The sequence below is a fragment of the Zobellia uliginosa genome (assembly GCF_018860745.1).
Classification (GTDB): Bacteria; Bacteroidota; Bacteroidia; order Flavobacteriales; family Flavobacteriaceae; genus Zobellia; species Zobellia uliginosa_B.
Window position 1 is genome coordinate 1,061,500 of record NZ_JAHKPY010000003.1, and the last position, 21,155, is coordinate 1,082,654.

Consider the following 21,155-nt stretch of genomic DNA (forward strand, 5'->3'; position numbering starts at 1 on the left):
GAACGGACTTTTAAATGAATACGACTATTTTATGAATGCCGTGGTGGCTGTAGAATACCTTCTGAATGCAATGATGATGAAGGAGCTTGATAAAAGAAATTGTGTAACCTACTCTCAGAAACCTCAATTGTCCTTAAACCATCGGCCTGTTTATTTAGAACAATTGCTGCAACGGAAGAAAAATGCGAATGATGTTGAAAAGGCAACTGCTCATGGTCTTCTTTTTCTTCTTGATGGTCTTTTTCGTGACTTGCTTTTAGTTCTCCATAATGTTTAGATATAAACACTATGACGTTATCACCGTATTGCTCACTATGATACTGAGCGTGCTCAAAAAATTCGTCTATTTGAGATACATCACAAAGCCCTATTCCTAAACTTTGCAATAGAACGAAGAATGATAACGCTATGGTAATTATTTTATTCACTACATTAAAGATAGCGATAAACGCTTTTATTTACTCCCATGAGTCTATATTCTAACCTAATATAGAATTAGTCTACACACTAAATGGCGGATAGCTAAATTTTAAAAACTAGTTGTTGTAGCTTAAAAAAAAGAAGGATACCAAGACAAAACTGTATTTTATGTTTATAAAGCAGCATGGCAAATCTTATTTCGGAATATTTTTTCAAAAATTAAGTTTAATTTAATTTAAGCCAATTAAAAAAAAACGAAAGTATTGTATAACAGAAACTTACATATATTTTAGATAAAAAAATAGAAATAATATCACATCTATTTTCTGTTGTAATTATGAGTTTGAAAAGCAGCCAGAAAAAAAATTAACTGGGAAATAGCCCATTTTTAATAGTATTTTGTATTTTAAGATTAAATTTGCATCATTTTTGAAGCGAATTTAATTTGTTAAAGTAATTATAATCTATTTATGATTCTTGCGCATATTTTTTTGTTTAATTAATTTTACCAAAGTTCAAACGTAATATATTTATGGACATATTAGAAGAAGCAGAAATTTTTGAAACTACCAAGATGAGTCACATGAGTACCAGTGACAGGGTAACTGCTTCAAGAGAGGCAAAACGACTTATTCTAGAAATCAACGAAATTTACAAGAAAACAAAGGATGCTAACTTGATGGATGTCATGAAGCGTCTAACGGCGAAAAAGAAAAGAATCGATATTCGCTTAAAGGGAAGACCCGATTCAGGAATCTAGGCGCCCAGGTGTGTAATATGCAAACTTTCCGTAAATCGTTTTACAACGGACGCATAATTCCTCATAAGGAATAATTTTCAAGATTCTTTAAACTTTAAAACTATGTAGAAATGACCCATTTGGGTCTTTTCTGCGTTTGTTTTTTTTTGAATCAGAGGGTTGTTTAAAATCGTGTGATTGCGCAGCTATTTATTAAAATGTTGTGCTATAGTATTTTATGATTTATTCATAAGAAGAATAAAACTTATTATGAGGTTAGCCCTGAAGTAAGTTGCCTCCCTTAAATTGGCATCACGAATCTGAATTTAAAAGCAAAACCCCATAAACATACTGTTTACGGGGTTTTTTCTGCGGAGAAAGAGGGATTCGAACCCCCGGAGGTGTGACCCTCAACAGTTTTCAAGACTGCCGCATTCGACCACTCTGCCATTTCTCCTGAGTGCCTCATCAGGTATTCCCTGAATGCGGGTGCAAATATAGTAACCTTTTTCAATTACGCAAAGGGCTTTTTACTTTTTATTTTTCTCTTCATAATTATAATTACAAATGACTATTATCTTACAATAAATTTGCGGGTCTGTGACCATTTTTTCCCTTGTACTTTTAGAATGTAAACACCCGTTCCTAAATCATCCGTAGCTAGTTGTTCAAAAGATTGTTGGCAATCCATCAACTTCGTCCAAGATCTAATAAAACGACCTTCTATAGTAAAAATGCTTAAGGTAAGATCTTCTTCATTTTCCTCACCATCCACTAACAATATATCAGCCGTTAGTGTTTTAGATCGATCTATGGGGTTTGGAAAGAGCATCACGTTATTTCCAGGATTTTTGAAATCTACTTTAATCTCATCAGAATAAACTGTTTTACCCTCTACGGTTATAGCTGCTATCCTGTAAACAGCACTTCCAATTATAGGGCTGTAATCATACCCATTATAATTATTATGTCCTATTGATCTTACTCCTGGTTGATCGGTCACAAATCTAAAATTATCACCGTTAACCGATTTTTCTATACTAAATGTTTCAATTCCTATATCGTTGTTAACCGTCCATTTGATATTCACTACGTGAGATTCATTTTCAGAAAATACCTTTTCAAAGAAAAAATCACTTAAAAGCTCATTTGATTTTAATGCTACAGTGTTTGAACTTTCTTCATATGTCTTGCCCATAACATCAACTTCCGAACCAAAAACCATATAATGCACTTCTTCATTAGTATGAGCGATTTCTACATCACCACATATCTCCTCTTCCACAAACACTCTCACATCCGTTCCTTTAAGTTCTTTATAGCGTAAAGATGCAGCATTACCCCCGTATTCAGACCCAAGACCACCTATGAACAAAGCATTATCGTCATAATTCTGTGAAAAATTTAGAGTATGCCAGTTATGATTTACCGTACGACCGGAATTTATCATCTCAAAAGATGAATCACCTTCTGTTAATGTTCCAGGCTCAACAGCAAGCCAACTTACTATTTCCGGTTTATGCCCGCCAATAGCATTGTCTCTTTCTTTTAACTTTAAACGGAGTTGATTTGTATTTGAGTAACGCTCGTCAAAAAATACGTTTACAGCTTCAGCCTCATTTTCTGTAACGCATTGGCCAAAAACTAATGGTTCTTCATTAAAAGAGCGATTGAACCTTTGTCTATACCACTGGTGATCACGACCCTCTATATTTCCTGCTTGTAATAATTTGCCATTTACAAGTTCGTGCACCCCTGCTTCTACTACTATATAAGGAATAGTTTCAAAAAGATGACTTTCATCCCAACACTCCCATTCATCAATGCGCACCCTAAAACTTGAGCTCGTTACATCCTTTACTCTTACTGTAGCCTGGTTAGAACCTTCATATGTAGGAGCGCCGGCAATAACAACTGGGTTTTTATAATTTCTATTTAATTTCACGGTTGCCCAGTTATGGTTAGCTTCAACTTTTCCGGTCTCACCAATAGCGCTTACTTCAGTTTCCTTACTAACTGGTTCAAGCTTCCATTTTTGATTTGCAGAGTTGCTTGATGTCCATGTTACCCCAGGTCTATCATTTTCCGTTGTGCCCTTTGAAATATGAAGAGCAAGACCGTTGTATGCGCTGACTATTCTTAAATTTTCTCCATCTATATCTTCAAAATACCATAATTGGTGTTGACTACCATCCCACATTTCCTGAACTACATTAGACCCTCGTTCGGCCTTCAAAGTACGAAGTGACAACACCATGTCAGAATGTAAAGCTTTAATACGATATTTACCACCACCCATTTCCTCAACATACCATTTTCTGTCATCACCAACATTAGATATACTGTTTATAGCTCTTGCATTAGTTAGAAGAGACGCATCTTCAATTGCTAAATACTTTTCAAGATTTCCCATTTTTAGGTTATACCAACCGTTTTCAACTGATATAGGCCCATTTACATCCAAGCCATCTATCCAACCTGTAAGGATTTCTAGATAATCTTCATCTAGCATATTACGTCCAATGGGTGGCATGCGATCATCTGAATTACTGGCATCCCTAACATATAAAGTTGAATTTATAACATCCTTTGGTTTTACAATCTTGTTACCTGGTATTGAGGCATGACTTTCAACATCTTGATTGATTAAATATTGGTCATAAAGGGCCGTCATAGCTCTACCATCAAATGCACCCTCTACCCCATTTGGACGATGGCAATATGCGCAATTGGCATCCATATATGAGCGCACCTTCATAACATCACTTGCTTTCTCTGAATTGATATGCGCAGATGCCGGCAGTTTTACATGGGATGGAATGTCATTAGTAAACATATTCAGGTGACTCCACGTCTCCAGTTGGTTGCCTGTTATACCTGTTGATGGATAGGTGAAATTTTTATTGAGTTGCCGTGTTTTTAGACCTAAAGAATAGCCTGCAACACTATTATGACATTGCATACATTGATTACGAGTTGGAAAATCCCAAGTTTGCTCTACAACCGACCCATCTTTTTTCTTGACCTGATATTTTTGTGAAATGGATTCGTCTAGCCCTACCAGAACGGCATCCGTTTGCTCATCGTTCCATTTGTAGGTAACGGCATACGCATTATTATTCTCATTAAAGACTAAAAAACGGGTTTCCAGCTTGATGATTTTAGTAGAATCGTTTTCATCTATAGGAAGATTAAATTGTTTTATAACCACCGTGCCAGGGGGAAATGACCAATTCTCTTCATTTTGAAAAACAATCTGCTCCGCAGCGGAATTATGTTCACCATCATTTGGTAACGCAATCCATCGTTGCTTTTCAGCTCCATCTGACCATAAAGGTGTATTTACATCATATGGAACTATACCTGCCACAGGGGTAAGACTTTCTAAATCTGAAAACACATTTAAACTAGAAAGTTTTATTGGGGGATCGGATACAGTACCCGATCGTACCACCTTATGGATGACACCTCCATCTTGAGCTGTACCAAATAAGTCCAGTATATACATATATCCGTCAGAATCTGTAAAAAACGAGGAAATACCATCTTTACTGCCTTCTCCATCTATAGGTACATTCATTAAATAACTAGCGGATCCTGTGTTTTGCCCTGTTTTTGTAAGTGTCCACACCTCTTGTGTCTCATGATCCCCAAATACATACTTGCCTTTTAATTCAGGGTAACGCTCGCCTCTATAAACCATACCGCCAATAACCGCTCTTCCAACAGATCTACCATAGCTATAAAGTGGGGGGCTGTCATTTCCAATAAGTGGGCTTGGCATTTCCGCTTTTCCGTCCTGGTCACCCTCACGATAAGGCCATTGCAAATTATCTCCTTTTCTAACTATGCTTACTTCTTCTTTTGAACCTTGACCTATATCGCCCACCCAAATATCACCTGTTACCGGGTCTAGGCTCATACGGTGTGGACTTCGCGTTCCTATGGCATAAAACTCTTCAAGATTGTCACCGCTTGAATCCACCCATGGATTATCGTTAGGTATATAGTAACCTTGTGTAAAGGAATCTGGCCACCCTGCCGGCGGCACTCCTGCATTAAGAGGCTGTTTTTTTATGGGATGACTGACTTCTCCACCCCTTTTATCTACATCAATACGCAATACCCCACCAAATAAATATTTATCTATTTGTTGAGTTACATTATAACTGTCATATGCGGCACCTTCATCACCAACTGCTAGGTATAAGAACTTGTCTTCAGGCCCAAAAAACATATCTCCACCATTATGCCAATCATGACGGTCAAAAATATTTATGAGAACTTCTTCACTAGAGGGGTTGATAGCGTTTGCTCCAATGGGCAGAGTAAATCTTGAAAGACGCATATATCCATCAACCGCAGGATTAACTCTATCCGTTCCCTGAATAGGCGTGTATCTATAAAAAACATAAATATATTCTGCATTAGGAGAATCGGTCTGACCATATTCTGGATGCAGGACTATACCCAACATGCCACCATCCGCATAATTAACGACATTATCAGAGATGTCTAGAAGTAACTGCTTAGAGCTGGTTTGGGCATTATTGGAAATTTTCCATATATGACCCTGTAATCCCAAAACTAAGAATTCATTCCCCCCGGGTAATTCTTCCATATCCACAGGATCAACAAAAGTCAGGTTAGGGAAAGCATTCGTTACGCTATAACTCGCATTAATATCTACGGTACCGGCAGGAGTTGAAGATGGAAAAACCCCGTTAAGATAAGCTCCTATCGGAACAGCATTTTTTAGTCCGGGCCCATAAAGAAAGGGTACAAAGGAAAAAGCTAGAAAGGTGGTGATAAAAAGGCATACCACACCTATCTTTTTTTGGTAGTTGGTTTTCATAGTGTTCGTGTTCGATGTGAAACTAATCTTAAAATTCGATGAAAGGACAGAAGTTGACGACTAAAGACAGAAAAAATCGATGAACGAATAATCTTTCCAATTTGTTAAAAAGGAGTTGTTTTGACCGAATCTTTTTTTAGAAGCGAATGCATTTTCACTAAATTGCCTAACATGAAGCAACCGTTGGTTAGCATTTTAATCCCTTTTAAAAACACAGAAGCCTTTCTGAACCAGTGCTTCGATTCTATTCTAGAGCAGACCTATGAGAACTGGCAAATAGTTGCTGTTAACGACCATAGCTCTGATGGAAGTAGGAGTTTAGTACATTCCTATGCCAAGAACGACCGGCGTATACACCTATATGATAATGAAGAAAAAGGTATCATAGGCGCCTTAAGAACAGCATATAAGTGTAGTAACGGAAAGTTTATAACGCGAATGGATTCTGATGATATCATGACAAATAACAAGTTAGAGGTAATGGTGAAATCCCTCTTAGAAATGGGAAAAGGACATTTGGCCGTTGGGCAGGTACGATATTTTTCTCACCGCGGAATAAGCAATGGCTACGAGCGGTATGAAAAGTGGTTAAATCATCTTACGGAAACAGGTGACAACTACTCGGAAATCTATAAGGAGTGCGTGATTCCCTCCCCTTGTTGGATGGTTTTCCGTGAAGATTTAGACAAATGCAATGGTTTTACCCCAAATATATATCCTGAAGATTACGATTTGGCATTCAGATTTTATGAAAACCACATTAAATGTATTCCTAGCTCTGAACTGCTTCACTTATGGCGCGACTACGACACCAGGACCTCTAGAACGAGCGAACATTATGCTGAAAATTATTTTTTAGACATAAAACTCCGTTATTTCCTTAAACTAAACCGTAATACAAACAGACCTTTGACAGTTTGGGGCGCGGGAGCCAAAGGAAAAGAAATTGCAAAAAGGCTACGGGAACTAGATATTGATTTTTATTGGGTTTGTGATAATCCCAAGAAAATAGGCAAACATATATATGGTATGGAAATGCTTCATTTTAACAAACTTAACTCACTAGCTAACCCCCAGAGTATAATAACCGTTGCCAATGCAGAAGCTCAAGTTCATATTAAAAAATTTTTATCGGGCTTAAATCAAAAATCAATGGAAGACTATTTCTTTTTTTGTTAAAAATGAAAATCAAATACAAATAACATTTTACTCTACTCGGGAAAATTACTTTTACCTACTGTAGCATTAAACAACGAAATGTCTATCTTTGAGAATTCAATTTAGGAAATGCAGTTTAAATATCCAGAACTCTTTTGGGCCCTTTTTCTTCTACTGATTCCTATTTTCATTCATTTATTTCAATTACGGCGTTTTAAGAAAACCCCTTTTACTAATGTTAAGTTCTTAAAGAAAGTCGTTTCAGAATCAAGGCAAAGCAATACTTTAAAAAAGTGGTTATTGCTTTTTACCAGAATGTTGCTACTTGCTGCTTTTATTTTTGCTTTTGCACAACCATTTTTTGCTAAAAAATCTGCCTTGAAGAAGAAAGAGACAGTTATCTATCTGGACGATTCCTTTAGCATGCAATTAAAAGAAGATGGAACTACGCTTTTAGCAAATGCCGTTCAGGAACTTTTAAAAAACTTACCTAAAACAGAACGTTTTTCGCTTTTTACCAATTCAAAAATTTACAGAAATACTTATCTACAAGATATTAAAAATGAGCTCCTTGCCATTAGAAGCAATAACAAACAGTTGAAGCTCAATGAAATTTATTTAAAAGCAAAAACATTGTTTTCTTCGGATAATGCTACGGAAAAAAACTTGATTGTTTTATCTGATTTTCAGAATCTCATGGCCAGTAATGAAATGGATAGTATTACGAATGTAAATTCTTACTGGGTACCTCTTAATATAGATGAGACCAATAATGTTTCGATTGATTCCGCCTTTGTTGAATCGGAAACACTAGAGAACATGAATCTTGTAGTAAGTCTATCCGTTACGGGTACTACAGAAAATATTCCTGTATCCTTATTTAATGGAGAAAAACTTGTGGCCAAAACATCGGCTTCCTTTGATAAGTCCAAAAAAGGAACTGCTAATTTCTCGATTGCCAAAGGCGATGCTTTTAACGGAAAAATTGAAATTTCCGATTCGGGATTAGCATACGACAACCTGCTTTATTTTACAATTGGTAAAAAGGAAAAGATAAAAGTACTCTCAATTGGTGAATCCCAAAATAATTTTCTTGGCCGCATCTTCACTAAAGATGAATTTATATATACATCTACTGAACTAAAAAGCCTGAATTATAGCAACATATCTTCTCAGCATTTGATAATTCTAAATAATCTGCAGCAGATTCCTACTTCGCTCGTTACTAGCTTAAAAGCATTTACTGATGAAGGAGGACATTTAACAGTTATTCCTGCGAGGAATATTGATTTGAACTCTTATGCCCTTCTGACTTCCAATTATGCTTCTACTACGCTGCAAGAAAAAATAGGAAGCGAAAGAGAAATCACAAATATTTCCTTTTCGCATCCATTATATCAAAATGTATTTGAAAAAAATGTAACTAATTTTCAATATCCAAAGGTTTCGGAATATTACAAAGTGAAAACCAATGCCGCCACCGCATTAGCTTATCCAACAAATGAACCCTTTTTAATAGGTAACACCTTTTTCTTTCTATTCACTGCATCTTTATCGGTTCAAAATTCAAATTTCATTAATTCACCTATTGTTGTTCCCACATTTTACAATATGGCGGTTGGAAGTTTGAAATTACCTCCTTTATATTCGGTCTTGGGTCAACCAATTTCAATTGATATTTCTACTTCGTTAGGTCAGGATGATATTCTTAAGTTGAAAAAAGATAATTACGAATTTATACCGCAACAACAATCCTTTAGTAACAAAGTATCCCTTTCTTTTGATGAAAGCATACAAGAAGATGGTAGTTATGGCATTCAACAGAATGAAAAAAATATAAAACATATCAGTTTCAATTATAATAGAAACGAAAGCAACCTAACCTATATTAATACTGAAGAACAAAAAATAGCCTCAATATCATCTTCAATACCATCTTTATTCGAAACTATTGAAAAAGACAATAGCATAACGGAGCTTTGGAAATGGTTTGTTATTTTAGCATTGGTGTTGCTGTTTCTTGAAGTCCTTATTCAAAAATATCTCAAATGAACATTCTCTTAAAATCGGCCACAATAATCGACAAGCAAAATGAATCGCTTCATTTAAAGACTCGAGATATTCACATTAAAAATGGCGTGATTACCAAGATTGCTGCCAAAATAGAGCCCGAGAGCAAGACTCAGGTTATTAAGCATAAGAATTTACATGTTTCCATAGGCTGGTTTGATAGTAGCGTCTCTTTTGGTGAACCTGGTTATGAAGAAAGGGAAACAATTGAAAACGGCCTTCGCACCGCAGCATTAAGTGGTTTTACAGATATTATCTTAAACCCCAATACACACCCATGTCCGGATAGCAGTTCAGACATTGTATACCTTAAAAGTGCAGCCGCCAAACAGCTGACCAATCTCTACCCATTGGGTACGCTAACGATGAAAGCGGACGGCAATGATCTAGCAGAATTATTTGACATGAGAAATGCCGGAGCTGTTGGTTTTTATGACTATAAACATCCTGTGACCAACGCCAATCTTCTTAAGGTTGCTTTACAATATGTTCAGAATTTTAACGGTTTGGTATATTCTTTTCCGTTGGACACAAAAATTGCGGGAAAAGGTATCGTTAACGAAGGCGAGGTATCTACAAAATTAGGCTTAAAAGGAATTCCTACTTTAGCTGAGGAACTTCAAGTCGTCAGGGATTTATTTATTTTGGAATATACAGGAGGAAAATTACACATCCCTACTATTTCAACCGCTAATTCGGTTAAACTAATTAGCGACGCAAAGAAAAAAGGGTTGAATGTTAGCTGTAGCGTAGCAATTCACAATCTAATTTATACGGATTCTATTCTTGAAGAGTTTGATGCCACATATAAGGTTATGCCACCATTACGTACTAAATCTGACGCAAAGGCACTTATAAAAGGTTTAAAGGACGGCACAATAGATTTTGTTACCAGTGACCATACTCCTATGAACATTGAAGAGAAAAGAGTTGAATTTGACAATGCTTCTTATGGTACAACCGGACTTGAAACCGCGTTTGGCGGTCTTGGGCAACTTTTGGACATAGAAACTACAATTAGCCTTCTTACTAAAGGACGAGAACAATACGGAATAACAACGCCCATATTTAAAGAAGGCGAGCCAGCTTGCATAACGCTCTTTAATCCAGAGGATACGAATACTTTTACCAAAGAGCGTATAGAATCAACCTCAAAAAACAGTATGTTTATTGGTGCTGAACTACAGGGTAAAGTGTATGGTTCCATTAACAATGGTCAATACCTTACAAACAATTAACAAACCACCACAAAAACAACCAAATGAATCAAAACACAATTGAAGATGGCAAAACAATGGCTCTTATTGGCTACATAACCCTATTAGGAACCCTGGTCGCATATTTTATGAATAGGAGCAAGAACAATGAATTTGCTACGTTTCATATTGGTCAGGCACTTAGAGCTTGGATTACCGGCATTATTGCTGGTTTCTTAGCTAAACTGCTGATTATGAGTACTGGCCTAGGGCTTTTTAGCGTTTTACAATATGTTGGGCTGGTATTGGCCATTATAGGAGCAATAAATGCCATGAACGGTAAAGTAGAGAAGATTCCATTTGTAGGTAATATTGGTTGAAACTTTTTTTAATTAAACTTAAAAAGAGAAAAGCAGTCGGTCTCTATTTTTGTACAAGACTCTAGCTTAAGTTAACTTTGTAATTATGGAAACAGTAAAAGAAGGGAAGACAACGGCCGTAACAGCTTATTTTACCATTGTAGGTTCACTTATTGCTTTAAGTATGAACTCGGAAAGTAGAAACGAATTTGCCAGATTTCATATTCGGCAAGCATTTGGATTGCATTTGTTTTTCTTAGGTTTTGCCCTTTTTCTAAGCCAATGGTTTAATGAATATGCTTGGTATGGTTTATATATTTCTTTTATTGTTTTGTGGGGATACGGTTTTATTGGCGCATTGCAAGAGAAAAAGCAATCCGTTCCCCTACTAGGGGATTTTTTTCAAAAATGGCTTAAATTCATGTAATGACAACAGCTCCTTTATCTTTAGAACATTTGATTAGACCTTCTACCTTAAAAGAAGGTAAAGCGCCCGTGCTTTTTATGTTTCACGGTTATGGAAGCAATGAAGAAGATTTGTTTTCTTTTGCTCCGGAATTACCGGAAGAACTGTGTATTATATCAGTTCGAGCTCCCTACCCTATGGAACCTTATGGAAATGCATGGTATGCTATAAATTTTGATGCCCAGCAAGGTAAATGGAGTGATGATGAACAAGCCATAACATCAAGAGACAAAATCATAACCTTTATTGATGAAGCATGCACTACGTATGCATTGGATGCGGACCGAGTGACCCTATTAGGTTTTAGTCAAGGAACAATTCTAAGCTATGCGGTAGCCCTTTCTTATCCCGAAAAGATTAAAAATGTTATTGCTTTAAGCGGATATGTAAATGAGGGTATTCTAAAGGAAGGTTACGAAAAAAAGAATCATTCTAACTTAAAGATATATTCCTCTCATGGCCAAGTAGATCAAGTAATTCCTCCGGAGTGGGCACAACGTGCCCCTCTATTTCTTGAAAAATTAAAAATTGAGCACGTGTACGAAGAATTCCCTGTAGGCCATGGAGTAGCACCACAGAACTTTTATTCATTCAAAAAATGGCTAGAAGATAAGTTCTGATTATTCACTTCGGGTGTAAAGCAAATGATCTCGCAATGTAAAATCCACACCCAAATCGTCTTTAAGATTGTATTGAATAAGTAGCTCCCCCCAAAATTTACCATCAGAAAAATCAGTTAAAATCCATTTATGGTTTAGGATTTTAATCTTATTTATTTTGAAGTCCCCTTCCATTCCTTCATATGGCACAAGTGGATTATCTCCCTTACTTTCATTAGTTTCAAGCAGCTTATCCGCAATATATCTAGACGGGTCATTTAAGTCTAAGTGATCGTAGTAGGCTAAAGCATCATCATTATTTTCTAATGAGAAATATTGCATTTCCAACACTTTTAACTGCGTATTCTGTACCGAATCCTTTAATTGTTCTACTTGTGTTTCCAATTTTAAAATTCTTTCATCTTTGACCGCAGCCATTTTTCCGTTACTAACAAAGAGGTACAGACAAATAAGTGATACGAAAATTAATGCGTAAAGAACTATTCTACTTTTCATAAATGAATATGGTTTGTACTTTAAACTGTTATGGTTAGATTATCGTATGCCACATGCACATTTTTTGGCAAGTTTTTTTCCACTTCCTCATGAAACCCCAACATGTGACTAATATGAGTTAGGTAGGCTGTTTCTGGCTTGACTTCATCAATAAAGGCCAAAGCTTCTTTTAAATTAAAATGAGAATGATGTGGCTCTAAGCGAAGTGCGTTTATAACAAGGACTTTTGATTTTTTTACTTTTTGAATTTCTTCTTCCGTAATTGTTTTAACATCGGTTAAATAAGTAAAATCCTTAATACGAAAACCGAGTACATTTATACGGTTGTGGCTTGCCTCAATCGGAATAATCTCTAAGCCTCCTATTGAAAAATTATGGTCTTTATCAATCAGGTTGACCGCTACAGCAGGAGCACCAGGATATCGATTTTCATCAGCAAAAATATAATCGAACCGTCTTCTTAACGAATCAGCAACACGTTTATGCGCGTATATGGGCACGTCCCCTTGCCTAAAGAAAAAAGGTCTAATATCATCCAAACCGGCGGTATGATCAGAATGTTCGTGAGTAAAAAGAATACCATCTAGCTTCATCACTCGGTTAGAGAGCATCTGTTGCCTAAAGTCCGGGCCACAATCAATAGCGTAATTATAATCTTTCCATGAAACCAAAGCAGAGGTCCTAAGCCTTTTATCCTTTGGGTCATTACTTGTGCAAACCGGGTGATTACTGCCTATTACGGGGATTCCCTGAGAAGTGCCCGTACCAAGAAAAGTTATTTTTAACGCATCGCTCATCTAGAATCAAATTTATAACTAAATAATTTAATAGATAACCTGAACTTGTTAACTTTGTTAAAAGCAAAATAGACCAAATGGCTTCAGTTTTAAAACGAGATACTGTATTTGAGAACATCCCTTCCATCAAAGCTAAAACTTTGAGGATTAATCTAAACCCTGACATTTACGGAACATTTTCGGAGATTGGAGCCGGCCAAGAGACAGCTCGCCATTTTTTCCGGTCTGGCGGTGCCTCAGGTACTATTGCCAAAGCGATGAGTGCTTATGACAAGGATTTTAGCGATGCTATTTACGGTATTGAAAATGATGGACGCTATGTAACACAATCGCGACTGAAAAAGATGCTTTCTCATGAGATGACTCTCATGGAGGAGCGTATTAGCCGGGAAACACACCCGGAAAGATTGTTCTTTTCATACGCTAATACTGTAGCTACCATAGATTTTTCTAAGCGCTATAAAGGGCACGGTTGGGTAGGAATCCGTTTTCAGCTGGATCCTAACCAGAAAGAGTTAGATGAAATTATACTTCATATTCGCTTTAAGCAAAACGAAGCTCGCTTGCAACAAGAAACATTAGGTATTCTTGGGGTTAACTTAATTTATGGTGCGTTTTACAAGTACCATAAGCCAAGAAAAATGTTGAAGTATCTTTATGATCATATCGATAAGGATACAGTAGAAATCGATATGGTAAACTTTTCAGGTCCTAACTTTAAGGATGTGGATAACAGGTTAATGAGCCTGCAGTTAATACGTAATGATATGACCGATGCGGTTATGTTTGGTCCTGACGGAAATAACTTTCTTCCTGCCTCTGCATTGTACAAAAAAAACATTTTAGCATTACGAGGAAGTTTTAGACCGGTTACCAAAGTGAATATGGACATGTTCCATAAATCTTACGATATATTCGTTCGTGATTCAGCGGTAGACCAAGAAAATACTATGGTTATTTTTGAGATAACGCTCTCAAACCTTAAAGCTTCAGGAGAAATAGATGAACAAGATTTCATGGACCGCGCAGAATTGCTTTGTGCACTAGGGCATACGGTTATGATTTCTAAATTTCAGGAATACTTTAAACTAGTAGAATACTTTAATAGATATACCAAGGCGAAAATTGGTCTTACCATGGGTGTAAATAACTTGGTGGACATCTTTGATGAAAAATACTATAGACACCTCTCGGGAGGTATCTTGGAGGCCTTTGGCAAGTTATTCTTCAAAGACTTACAAGTTTACCTCTACCCTATGAAAAATGCTGAAACCGGTCAGATAATGACTAGCAACAATATAAAGGTTCATCCAAGAATGAAGGAGCTTTACAAGTTCTTTAAGTACAACGGAAAGGTAATGGATATTATAGATTACGACCCAGAGATTATGCATATTTTCTCAAGAGATGTACTGAAGAAACTTATTAATAATGAAGATGGATGGGAAGAAATGCTTCCTGAAGGAATACCTGAAATAATCAATAATGAGAGCTTGTTTACCAGGAAGTTACTAAAATCAAAAGACGATAAAATAAAATAACAAATTAAAAGGGGCTTACGCCCCTTTTATTATTTAATCAACTTCATATTTTTCTATTTTCATATTTAATCTTCAAGTAATTGAGCTGCATGATCCTTGGTTTTTACCTTGTCTATTACTTTTGTAATCGTAGCGCTGCCATCAATTATAAAAGTCTTTCTGTGAATTCCATCATATTCACGACCCATGAATTTTTTAGGGCCCCAAACACCAAAAGTGTTGATTACCGTATGGTCTTCATCCGCTAATAACGGAAACGGAAAATTATATTTGTTCTTGAAATTCCCTTGTCGCTTTTCAGAATCTGCGCTCACTCCTAACAATTCATATCCCTGGGCTTGTAATTCCTCATAATTATCACGCAAATTACAGGCTTCTGCAGTGCAACCCGGCGTACTGGCTTTGGGATAAAAGAACACTACCAACTTCTTATCTTTATAGTCCGATAATTTAATTGTATTGCCATCTTGGTCTTTCGCTGAAAAATCGGGTACTTTGTCCCCTACTTGTAATGTATTCATAGCACTTTATTTTTGTGTTTCTATTTTCATTGCTAAAATTAGACAAAAATGACAAAAGCGGAAAAGGTTGATTTTACTATTAAAACCCTAAAGGAAATTTACCCTACCATTCCGGTTCCTTTAGACCATAAGGACCCCTATACATTATTGATTGCGGTACTTTTGTCCGCGCAAAGTACAGATGTGAGGGTAAATAAAATCACACCGCTTTTATTCGAAAGAGCAGATAATCCTTATGACATGGTAAAGTTATCTGTTGAGGAAATTAGAGAAATTATTAAGCCGGTTGGTCTTTCACCTATGAAATCCAAAGGGATTTATGGTTTGTCTAAAATGCTAATTGAAAAATATAATGGCGTAGTACCGAAGGAAATAGAACTATTAGAGGAATTTCCTGCTGTAGGTCATAAAACTGCAAGTGTGGTTGTATCTCAGGCCTTTGGAATTCCCGCATTTCCGGTAGACACGCATATTCATAGATTAATGTATCGATGGGGTTTTACTAACGGAAAAAATGTAGTGCAAACAGAAAAAGATGCCAAGCGTCTATTTCCAAAAGAAATTTGGAATGACCTGCATCTTCAGATAATCTGGTACGGCAGAGAATACTCGCCTGCCAGAGGATGGAATTTAGATAATGACATCATTACTAAAACCATTGGAAGAAAGGCGATAATAGATAATTATTACAAAACAAAAAAGACCCGTTAGATCGGGTCTTTTTTGTTTAGTTCAATGAATTTTCAAATTGAAAACCCTTGTATTCAACAATGTGAAATTGCTTTGAAAAGCTTAGCAAAAAGTTGATTGTGCCTTTTGTTGCCTGTATAGTTGCACCTCTTTCAAGGTTCTCAGAGTAAATTTTTTCCATAGTAGTAATATAGTTATACAATGGATAACGCAACTAGATTGGAAATATTGTTATGAAATATTAGCAGGTTATTAATTCGTTAGAACAATGTTATGCTTATCAATGATTTTTCTAAGGTTGATCAAAGCATAACGCATTCTACCTAAGGCAGTATTAATGCTCACTCCCGTATTTTCAGAAATCTCTTTAAAGCTCATATCTTTATAGATACGCATTACCAAAACTTCCTTTTGATCATCTGGCAATTCTTCAATTAAGTGCTTTAAGTCTGAAGTAATTTGATCTTTAATGATTTGCTTTTCAGCATTTAACTTGTCATCGCCAATAACAGAAAAGATGTTGAAGTCATCATTACCTTCAAACATTGGCATTCTTTTGTTCTTTCTGAAGTGATCAATAATAAGGTTATGTGCAATACGCATTACCCATGGTAAAAATTTACCTTCTTCGCTATAAGAACCTTTTTTCAAAGTTTTTATCACTTTAATAAAAGTATCTTGAAAAATATCTTCGGTTACATCTCTATCTAGAACCTTTGAGTAAATGAAACTAGATATTCTTTGATTGTGACGGTTGATTAAAACTTCAAGCGCTTTTTCATCTCCGCTGATATAATCTCTTACTAATACTGAATCTTCGATTTGTGAGCTCATGGTGTAGGGTTTTTAGTTTTTTGGATTTGAGACTTTCTAAGAAAGACTACTGTTATTTAGTTATTTTCGAGTTTTGTTTTTGTCCTTAGGTGGATGGCCTTATTATTAATTATGATATAAAACTAGAGAATAGAGGGCTCTAGAAAAAAACATTGTTGTAAAACCGCTAGTTTTTGATGTGAAATGCTGTTTTTCTATTTTTCTACAAAATAAAATGGAATGAAGTGCGTTAGCCACACAAAATCAGGCATTAGAAGAATATCGATGAAGTGTTGTTCATATCCGACGGTTTCATCGGAATAAGAGATAACATATAGTATGTACTATAAAGACAGTAGTAAGGTTTGGTTATTTCCTACAAAAAAGCCCCGATAATTTTCATTATCGAGGCTATATATAATTTGAAGAACTGGTTCTAATTTAAATTCGATTCGAATTGAAGGCCTTTAGCTTCCATAATATCCAATGACTTTGAATAATCTAATAAAAATTTAACCGTTGAGGGTTTTGCTTTAGCTAATCTACATTTGTCCGATTCTGTAGCGTAAATTTTTTCCATATCTATTTTAGTTTGTTACAGGACTATAACGTCACTAATATAAATATAATGAATACTGCCGACCTACCGCCTATTAATTCGTTAAAACTATATTATGCTGTTCTATTATTTTCCTAAGGTTAATAAGTGCGTAGCGCATCCGTCCCAAAGCGGTATTTATACTAACACCTGTATTTTCGGATATTTCCTTAAAACTCATATCCTTATATATACGCATAATTAAAACTTCTCTTTGGTCCGCAGGTAATTCTGCAACAAGCACCTCCAGATCACAGTCTATCTGGTCTTTTATCAATTGTCGCTCAGCATTAAGCTTATCATCTCCTATAAGAGAAAAAATGTCAAAACTATCCGCGCCTTCAAACATAGGCATACGACTTGTTTTTCTAAAATGATCTATAATAAGGTTATGGGCAATACGCATTACCCAGGGGAGAAATTTACCTTCTTCGTTATAAGCACCTCTTCTTAATGTTTTAATTACCTTAATAAAGGTGTCTTGAAATATGTCTTCTGTAATATTGCGGTTATTTACTTTTGAGTAAATGAAACTACTCAACCGCTGATTGTGCTTGTCAATCAAAATTTCCAATGCCTTTTCATCACCAGAAATGTATTTTTTAATAAGAAGGGAATCTTCCGTCAATATATCCATAACAATTACTTTAATAGTTAAAACTAGACACCTTCTCTATCGAAAGGTCTTGTAGTTAATGTCTTAATCTTTATAAAAGTAATTTTCTGCTATAGGCGTGTTAACATTTTATTTGGCCTCAAATATAGATAAAATTAACTTACTTTAGAAAAATTCTATCGCCATACACACATTTTTTAATGCTAACGATACAATTTTAGCTATTGAAATCTTCATATTGTATCTTTGCAAACTTATATGAGAACATGGCCCAAATAGTAGATGTAAACCCCAAACACAATATAATAATCAAGGGTGCAAAACTGCACAATTTAAAAAATATTGATGTTGTTATACCAAGAAACAAACTTGTTGTTATTACCGGTCTATCCGGTTCGGGCAAGTCCAGTTTAGCTTTTGACACCCTGTATGCAGAAGGACAAAGACGGTATGTAGAAAGTCTTTCTTCATATGCAAGGCAGTTTTTAGGAAAATTAGACAAACCAAAAGTAGACTATATAAAAGGTATAGCTCCCGCTATTGCCATAGAGCAAAAGGTAAACTCTACAAACCCGAGGTCTACGGTAGGTACCACAACAGAAATTTATGATTACCTAAAACTTCTATATGCACGCATTGGCCGTACCATATCCCCCATTTCTGGCCGTGAGGTTAAAAAGGATACGGTTACAGATGTTGTTGAATTTGTAAAGAAATTTGATGAAGGCACTAAACTTTTATTACTAGCGCCTATAGTTATTGATGAAAGCAGAGAAACTTTAAAATCACTTCAACTTCTGTCCAAGCAAGGATATGCACGAATAAAATACAAAGATGAAGTTCTCCGGATAGATAATGTGCCGGAAGATATAGGGAGAAATTTTGATTTGGTGGTTGATCGAATTGTAGTTAAAGATGACGAAGATTTTTATAACCGACTAGCAAATGCAATCGATACAGCTTTTTTTGAGGGCAAGGGAGAATGTGCCATTGAAGAACTAGCAACGAAAGAAAAGGCGCCTTTTAGCAATAAGTTTGAGCTGGACGGTATGTCCTTTTTAGAACCTAATGTTCATTTATTTAGCTTTAACAACCCATATGGAGCATGCCCTAAATGTGAAGGTTATGGAGATGTTATTGGTATAGATGAAGATCTTGTAGTTCCGAATACCGCACTATCCATCTACGAAAATGCTGTTTTTCCATGGCGTGGGGAAAGTATGGGTTGGTACAGAGACCAATTGGTAAATTCCGCTTACAAATATGATTTTCCGATTCATAAACCATGGTTTGAACTTTCCGAAGAACAAAAACAACTGGTTTGGGATGGTAACGCTCATTTTATAGGTCTCAATAAGTTTTTTGAACAATTAGAGGAAAAAAGCTATAAAATCCAGAACAGGGTTATGCTTTCTCGTTACCGCGGAAAAACAAAATGTAATGTTTGCAACGGAAAACGATTACGGAAGGAAACTGATTATATAACCGTAGGTGAGAAGAATATTTCTGATTTAGTGGAATTGCCAATTCGTAAGCTGATTCCGTTTTTTGAAGATTTGAAGTTAAATAAGTATGACGAGAAAATTGCATCACGCCTTTTAAAGGAAATCAATACAAGATTGGGTTTTCTATATAAGGTGGGTTTAAGTTATTTAACCATGAACCGTAAGTCCAACTCCCTTTCCGGTGGTGAAAGCCAGCGCATCAACCTTGCAACTTCATTAGGCAGTAGCTTAGTGGGAAGTATGTATATTCTTGATGAACCTAGTATAGGACTACACCCAAAAGACACCGAAAATCTTATTGAAGTTCTTTTATCATTACGCGATCTTGGGAACACCGTTATTGTTGTTGAGCATGATGAAGATATTATGAAAGCTGCAGACGAGGTTATTGACATTGGCCCAGAAGCCGGTACACATGGTGGTGAAGTAGTAGCTCATGGAACACTTCCGGAAATTCTTAAATCAACCTCATTAACTGCAAATTATTTAAATGGTACGGAAGAAATTGCAGTGCCTAGTAAAAGAAGAACTTCTACGGATTATATTACTATAAAAGGTGCTCGCGAAAATAATCTAAAAAATATAGATGTAACCTTCCCATTAAATATGCTTACCGTAATAACTGGTGTTTCCGGTAGTGGTAAAAGTACCTTGGTAAAAAAGCTGCTTTATCCTATAATTTTAAAAGAAGTTGGTGGTTATGGTGAAAAAGCTGGCCAGTTTACTTCTGTAACAGGAAAATATAAGTACATAAAACATGTGGAATTTGTTGATCAAAATCCAATTGGAAGGTCCTCCCGCTCCAATCCCGTTACTTATATCAAGGCTTATGATGATATAAGAAGTTTGTTCGCTGCGCAAAAATTGAGCAAAATAAGAGCCTACCAAGCCAAACATTTTTCTTTTAATGTTGACGGTGGCCGGTGTGAGAAATGTAAAGGTGAAGGTGAGATTACTGTAGAAATGCAGTTTATGGCAGATGTACATCTAAAATGTGATACTTGTGGGGGTAAACGTTTTAAAAAGGAAGTTTTAGAAGTAAAGTTTGAAGATGCAAATATTGATGATGTCCTTAATATGACGATTGATGATGCCATTTCATTTTTTAATCAGCACAAACAGACTAAAATCGTAAATAAGCTAAAACCCCTACAGGATGTTGGTTTAGGGTATGTTACTTTAGGACAATCTTCCTCTACCCTATCCGGTGGCGAAGCACAACGAATTAAACTAGCATCCTTCCTAGTAAAAGGAACGACCAAAGATAAAGCCTTATTCATTTTTGACGAACCTACAACAGGTTTGCATTTTCATGATATAAAGAAACTTTTGAAATCCTTTGATGCTTTAATTACAAAAGGGCATTCTGTGGTAGTAATTGAACATAATATTGAATTAATAAAATGTGCTGATTATATAATCGACCTCGGACCTGAAGGTGGTGAAAACGGTGGGCGGCTTTTGGCCGCAGGCACACCGGAAGAAATTATAAAGAGTAAAACGTCTTTTACCGCTACATATTTAAAAGAGAAATTATAACTGTATTCGGACTTTTAATCATTAGAACAAATACCACACTTTTCTAATTAAAAGTGTGGTATTCTTTTTTTTATAACCAATACTCTTTTAAAAAAAGCATACATCTCAATAGTGTAAGCTTATTATAATTATTGTAATATATTGATTTACATTTAGT

The 21,155-nt window shown here is 35.8% G+C and carries 17 protein-coding genes and 1 tRNA gene; 10 read left to right on the forward strand and 8 right to left on the reverse strand.

What is annotated here, in order from left to right; translation table 11 throughout:
- Positions 1-29 precede the first annotated feature (29 nt).
- Positions 30-428, reverse strand: a complete 399-nt coding sequence (locus KO521_RS08395; protein ID WP_215939442.1) for a hypothetical protein — start codon at positions 426-428, stop codon at positions 30-32.
- Between the two features lie 524 nt (positions 429-952).
- Between KO521_RS08395 and KO521_RS08400 the strand changes: the two genes are divergently transcribed.
- Complete coding sequence (locus tag KO521_RS08400; protein WP_215939443.1) at positions 953-1,180, forward strand: hypothetical protein; 228 nt, start codon at positions 953-955, stop codon at positions 1,178-1,180.
- 351 nt (positions 1,181-1,531) lie between these two features.
- On the opposite strand, the gene KO521_RS08405 is transcribed toward KO521_RS08400, so the two are convergent.
- Positions 1,532-1,616, reverse strand: a tRNA-Ser gene (locus tag KO521_RS08405).
- 117 nt (positions 1,617-1,733) lie between these two features.
- A complete protein-coding gene (locus tag KO521_RS08410; RefSeq protein ID WP_215939444.1) occupies positions 1,734-6,014 on the reverse strand; it encodes a PQQ-dependent sugar dehydrogenase in 4,281 nt (1,426 codons plus the stop codon).
- 171 nt (positions 6,015-6,185) lie between these two features.
- Here KO521_RS08410 and KO521_RS08415 point away from each other — a divergent pair, with 171 nt between their 5' ends.
- The 6 genes from KO521_RS08415 (at position 6,186) to KO521_RS08440 (ending at position 11,883) form a co-directional block, all read left to right on the forward strand.
- On the forward strand, positions 6,186-7,193 hold the full coding sequence (locus tag KO521_RS08415; RefSeq protein ID WP_215939445.1) for a glycosyltransferase family 2 protein: 1,008 nt from the start codon (positions 6,186-6,188) through the stop codon (positions 7,191-7,193).
- Between the two features lie 108 nt (positions 7,194-7,301).
- Complete coding sequence (locus KO521_RS08420; RefSeq protein ID WP_215939446.1) at positions 7,302-9,224, forward strand: BatA domain-containing protein; 1,923 nt, start codon at positions 7,302-7,304, stop codon at positions 9,222-9,224.
- Positions 9,221-10,480: a dihydroorotase gene (locus tag KO521_RS08425; RefSeq protein WP_215939447.1), complete on the forward strand. Its 1,260-nt coding sequence runs from the start codon at positions 9,221-9,223 to the stop codon at positions 10,478-10,480. The genes KO521_RS08420 and KO521_RS08425 overlap by 4 nt, the downstream gene beginning before the upstream one ends.
- 23 nt (positions 10,481-10,503) lie before the next feature.
- A complete protein-coding gene (locus KO521_RS08430) occupies positions 10,504-10,818 on the forward strand; it encodes a DUF4870 domain-containing protein (protein ID WP_215939448.1) in 315 nt (104 codons plus the stop codon).
- Positions 10,819-10,903: 85 nt separating this feature from the next.
- Complete coding sequence (locus tag KO521_RS08435; RefSeq protein WP_215939449.1) at positions 10,904-11,224, forward strand: hypothetical protein; 321 nt, start codon at positions 10,904-10,906, stop codon at positions 11,222-11,224.
- Positions 11,224-11,883, forward strand: a complete 660-nt coding sequence (locus KO521_RS08440) for an alpha/beta hydrolase (protein WP_215939450.1) — start codon at positions 11,224-11,226, stop codon at positions 11,881-11,883. The genes KO521_RS08435 and KO521_RS08440 overlap by 1 nt, the downstream gene beginning before the upstream one ends.
- Here KO521_RS08440 and KO521_RS08445 read toward each other — a convergent pair whose 3' ends face one another.
- Both KO521_RS08445 and KO521_RS08450 read right to left on the reverse strand, forming a co-directional pair.
- Positions 11,884-12,378 carry a hydrolase gene (locus KO521_RS08445; RefSeq protein ID WP_215939451.1) on the reverse strand — a complete coding sequence of 165 codons (495 nt, stop codon included), beginning with the start codon at positions 12,376-12,378 and terminating at the stop codon, positions 11,884-11,886. It lies immediately after the preceding gene.
- A 20-nt stretch (positions 12,379-12,398) separates the two neighbouring features.
- Positions 12,399-13,175: an MBL fold metallo-hydrolase gene (locus tag KO521_RS08450; RefSeq protein WP_215939452.1), complete on the reverse strand. Its 777-nt coding sequence runs from the start codon at positions 13,173-13,175 to the stop codon at positions 12,399-12,401.
- 77 nt (positions 13,176-13,252) lie between these two features.
- Here KO521_RS08450 and KO521_RS08455 point away from each other — a divergent pair, with 77 nt between their 5' ends.
- Positions 13,253-14,716, forward strand: a complete 1,464-nt coding sequence (locus KO521_RS08455; RefSeq protein WP_215939453.1) for a TonB-dependent receptor — start codon at positions 13,253-13,255, stop codon at positions 14,714-14,716.
- A 65-nt stretch (positions 14,717-14,781) separates the two neighbouring features.
- Here the strand turns inward: KO521_RS08455 and bcp are convergent, their stop codons facing one another.
- Entirely contained in the window at positions 14,782-15,237 is a 456-nt protein-coding gene (gene bcp / locus KO521_RS08460) for a thioredoxin-dependent thiol peroxidase (protein WP_215939454.1), read from the reverse strand.
- A 48-nt stretch (positions 15,238-15,285) separates the two neighbouring features.
- Between bcp and KO521_RS08465 the strand changes: the two genes are divergently transcribed.
- The gene (locus KO521_RS08465) at positions 15,286-15,948 is read left to right on the forward strand and encodes an endonuclease III domain-containing protein (RefSeq protein WP_215939455.1); all 663 of its coding nucleotides are present in this window, start codon (positions 15,286-15,288) and stop codon (positions 15,946-15,948) included.
- Between the two features lie 231 nt (positions 15,949-16,179).
- Here KO521_RS08465 and KO521_RS08470 read toward each other — a convergent pair whose 3' ends face one another.
- Positions 16,180-16,761, reverse strand: coding sequence for an RNA polymerase sigma factor (locus KO521_RS08470; protein WP_215939456.1), 582 nt, complete (start codon positions 16,759-16,761; stop codon positions 16,180-16,182).
- 632 nt (positions 16,762-17,393) lie between these two features.
- Positions 17,394-17,975: a sigma-70 family RNA polymerase sigma factor gene (locus KO521_RS08475; RefSeq protein ID WP_215939457.1), complete on the reverse strand. Its 582-nt coding sequence runs from the start codon at positions 17,973-17,975 to the stop codon at positions 17,394-17,396.
- 245 nt (positions 17,976-18,220) lie between these two features.
- On the opposite strand from KO521_RS08475, the gene uvrA reads away from it, so the two are divergent.
- Positions 18,221-20,998, forward strand: a complete 2,778-nt coding sequence (gene uvrA, locus KO521_RS08480) for an excinuclease ABC subunit UvrA (protein WP_215939458.1) — start codon at positions 18,221-18,223, stop codon at positions 20,996-20,998.
- Positions 20,999-21,155: the final 157 nt, after the last annotated feature.

Bases quoted from the DNA above. Each gene is read 5' to 3' on its own strand.
- KO521_RS08400 (WP_215939443.1), top strand. From the start codon at position 953: ATGGACATATTAGAAGAAGCAGAAATTTTTGAAACTACCAAGATGAGT.
- KO521_RS08410 (WP_215939444.1), bottom strand. From the start codon at position 6,014: ATGAAAACCAACTACCAAAAAAAGATAGGTGTGGTATGCCTTTTTATC.
- KO521_RS08415 (WP_215939445.1), top strand. From the start codon at position 6,186: ATGAAGCAACCGTTGGTTAGCATTTTAATCCCTTTTAAAAACACAGAA.
- KO521_RS08420 (WP_215939446.1), top strand. From the start codon at position 7,302: ATGCAGTTTAAATATCCAGAACTCTTTTGGGCCCTTTTTCTTCTACTG.
- KO521_RS08425 (WP_215939447.1), top strand. From the start codon at position 9,221: ATGAACATTCTCTTAAAATCGGCCACAATAATCGACAAGCAAAATGAA.
- KO521_RS08430 (WP_215939448.1), top strand. From the start codon at position 10,504: ATGAATCAAAACACAATTGAAGATGGCAAAACAATGGCTCTTATTGGC.
- KO521_RS08435 (WP_215939449.1), top strand. From the start codon at position 10,904: ATGGAAACAGTAAAAGAAGGGAAGACAACGGCCGTAACAGCTTATTTT.
- KO521_RS08440 (WP_215939450.1), top strand. From the start codon at position 11,224: ATGACAACAGCTCCTTTATCTTTAGAACATTTGATTAGACCTTCTACC.
- KO521_RS08445 (WP_215939451.1), bottom strand. From the start codon at position 12,378: ATGAAAAGTAGAATAGTTCTTTACGCATTAATTTTCGTATCACTTATT.
- KO521_RS08450 (WP_215939452.1), bottom strand. From the start codon at position 13,175: ATGAGCGATGCGTTAAAAATAACTTTTCTTGGTACGGGCACTTCTCAG.
- KO521_RS08455 (WP_215939453.1), top strand. From the start codon at position 13,253: ATGGCTTCAGTTTTAAAACGAGATACTGTATTTGAGAACATCCCTTCC.
- bcp (WP_215939454.1), bottom strand. From the start codon at position 15,237: ATGAATACATTACAAGTAGGGGACAAAGTACCCGATTTTTCAGCGAAA.
- KO521_RS08465 (WP_215939455.1), top strand. From the start codon at position 15,286: ATGACAAAAGCGGAAAAGGTTGATTTTACTATTAAAACCCTAAAGGAA.
- KO521_RS08470 (WP_215939456.1), bottom strand. From the start codon at position 16,761: ATGAGCTCACAAATCGAAGATTCAGTATTAGTAAGAGATTATATCAGC.
- KO521_RS08475 (WP_215939457.1), bottom strand. From the start codon at position 17,975: ATGGATATATTGACGGAAGATTCCCTTCTTATTAAAAAATACATTTCT.
- uvrA (WP_215939458.1), top strand. From the start codon at position 18,221: ATGGCCCAAATAGTAGATGTAAACCCCAAACACAATATAATAATCAAG.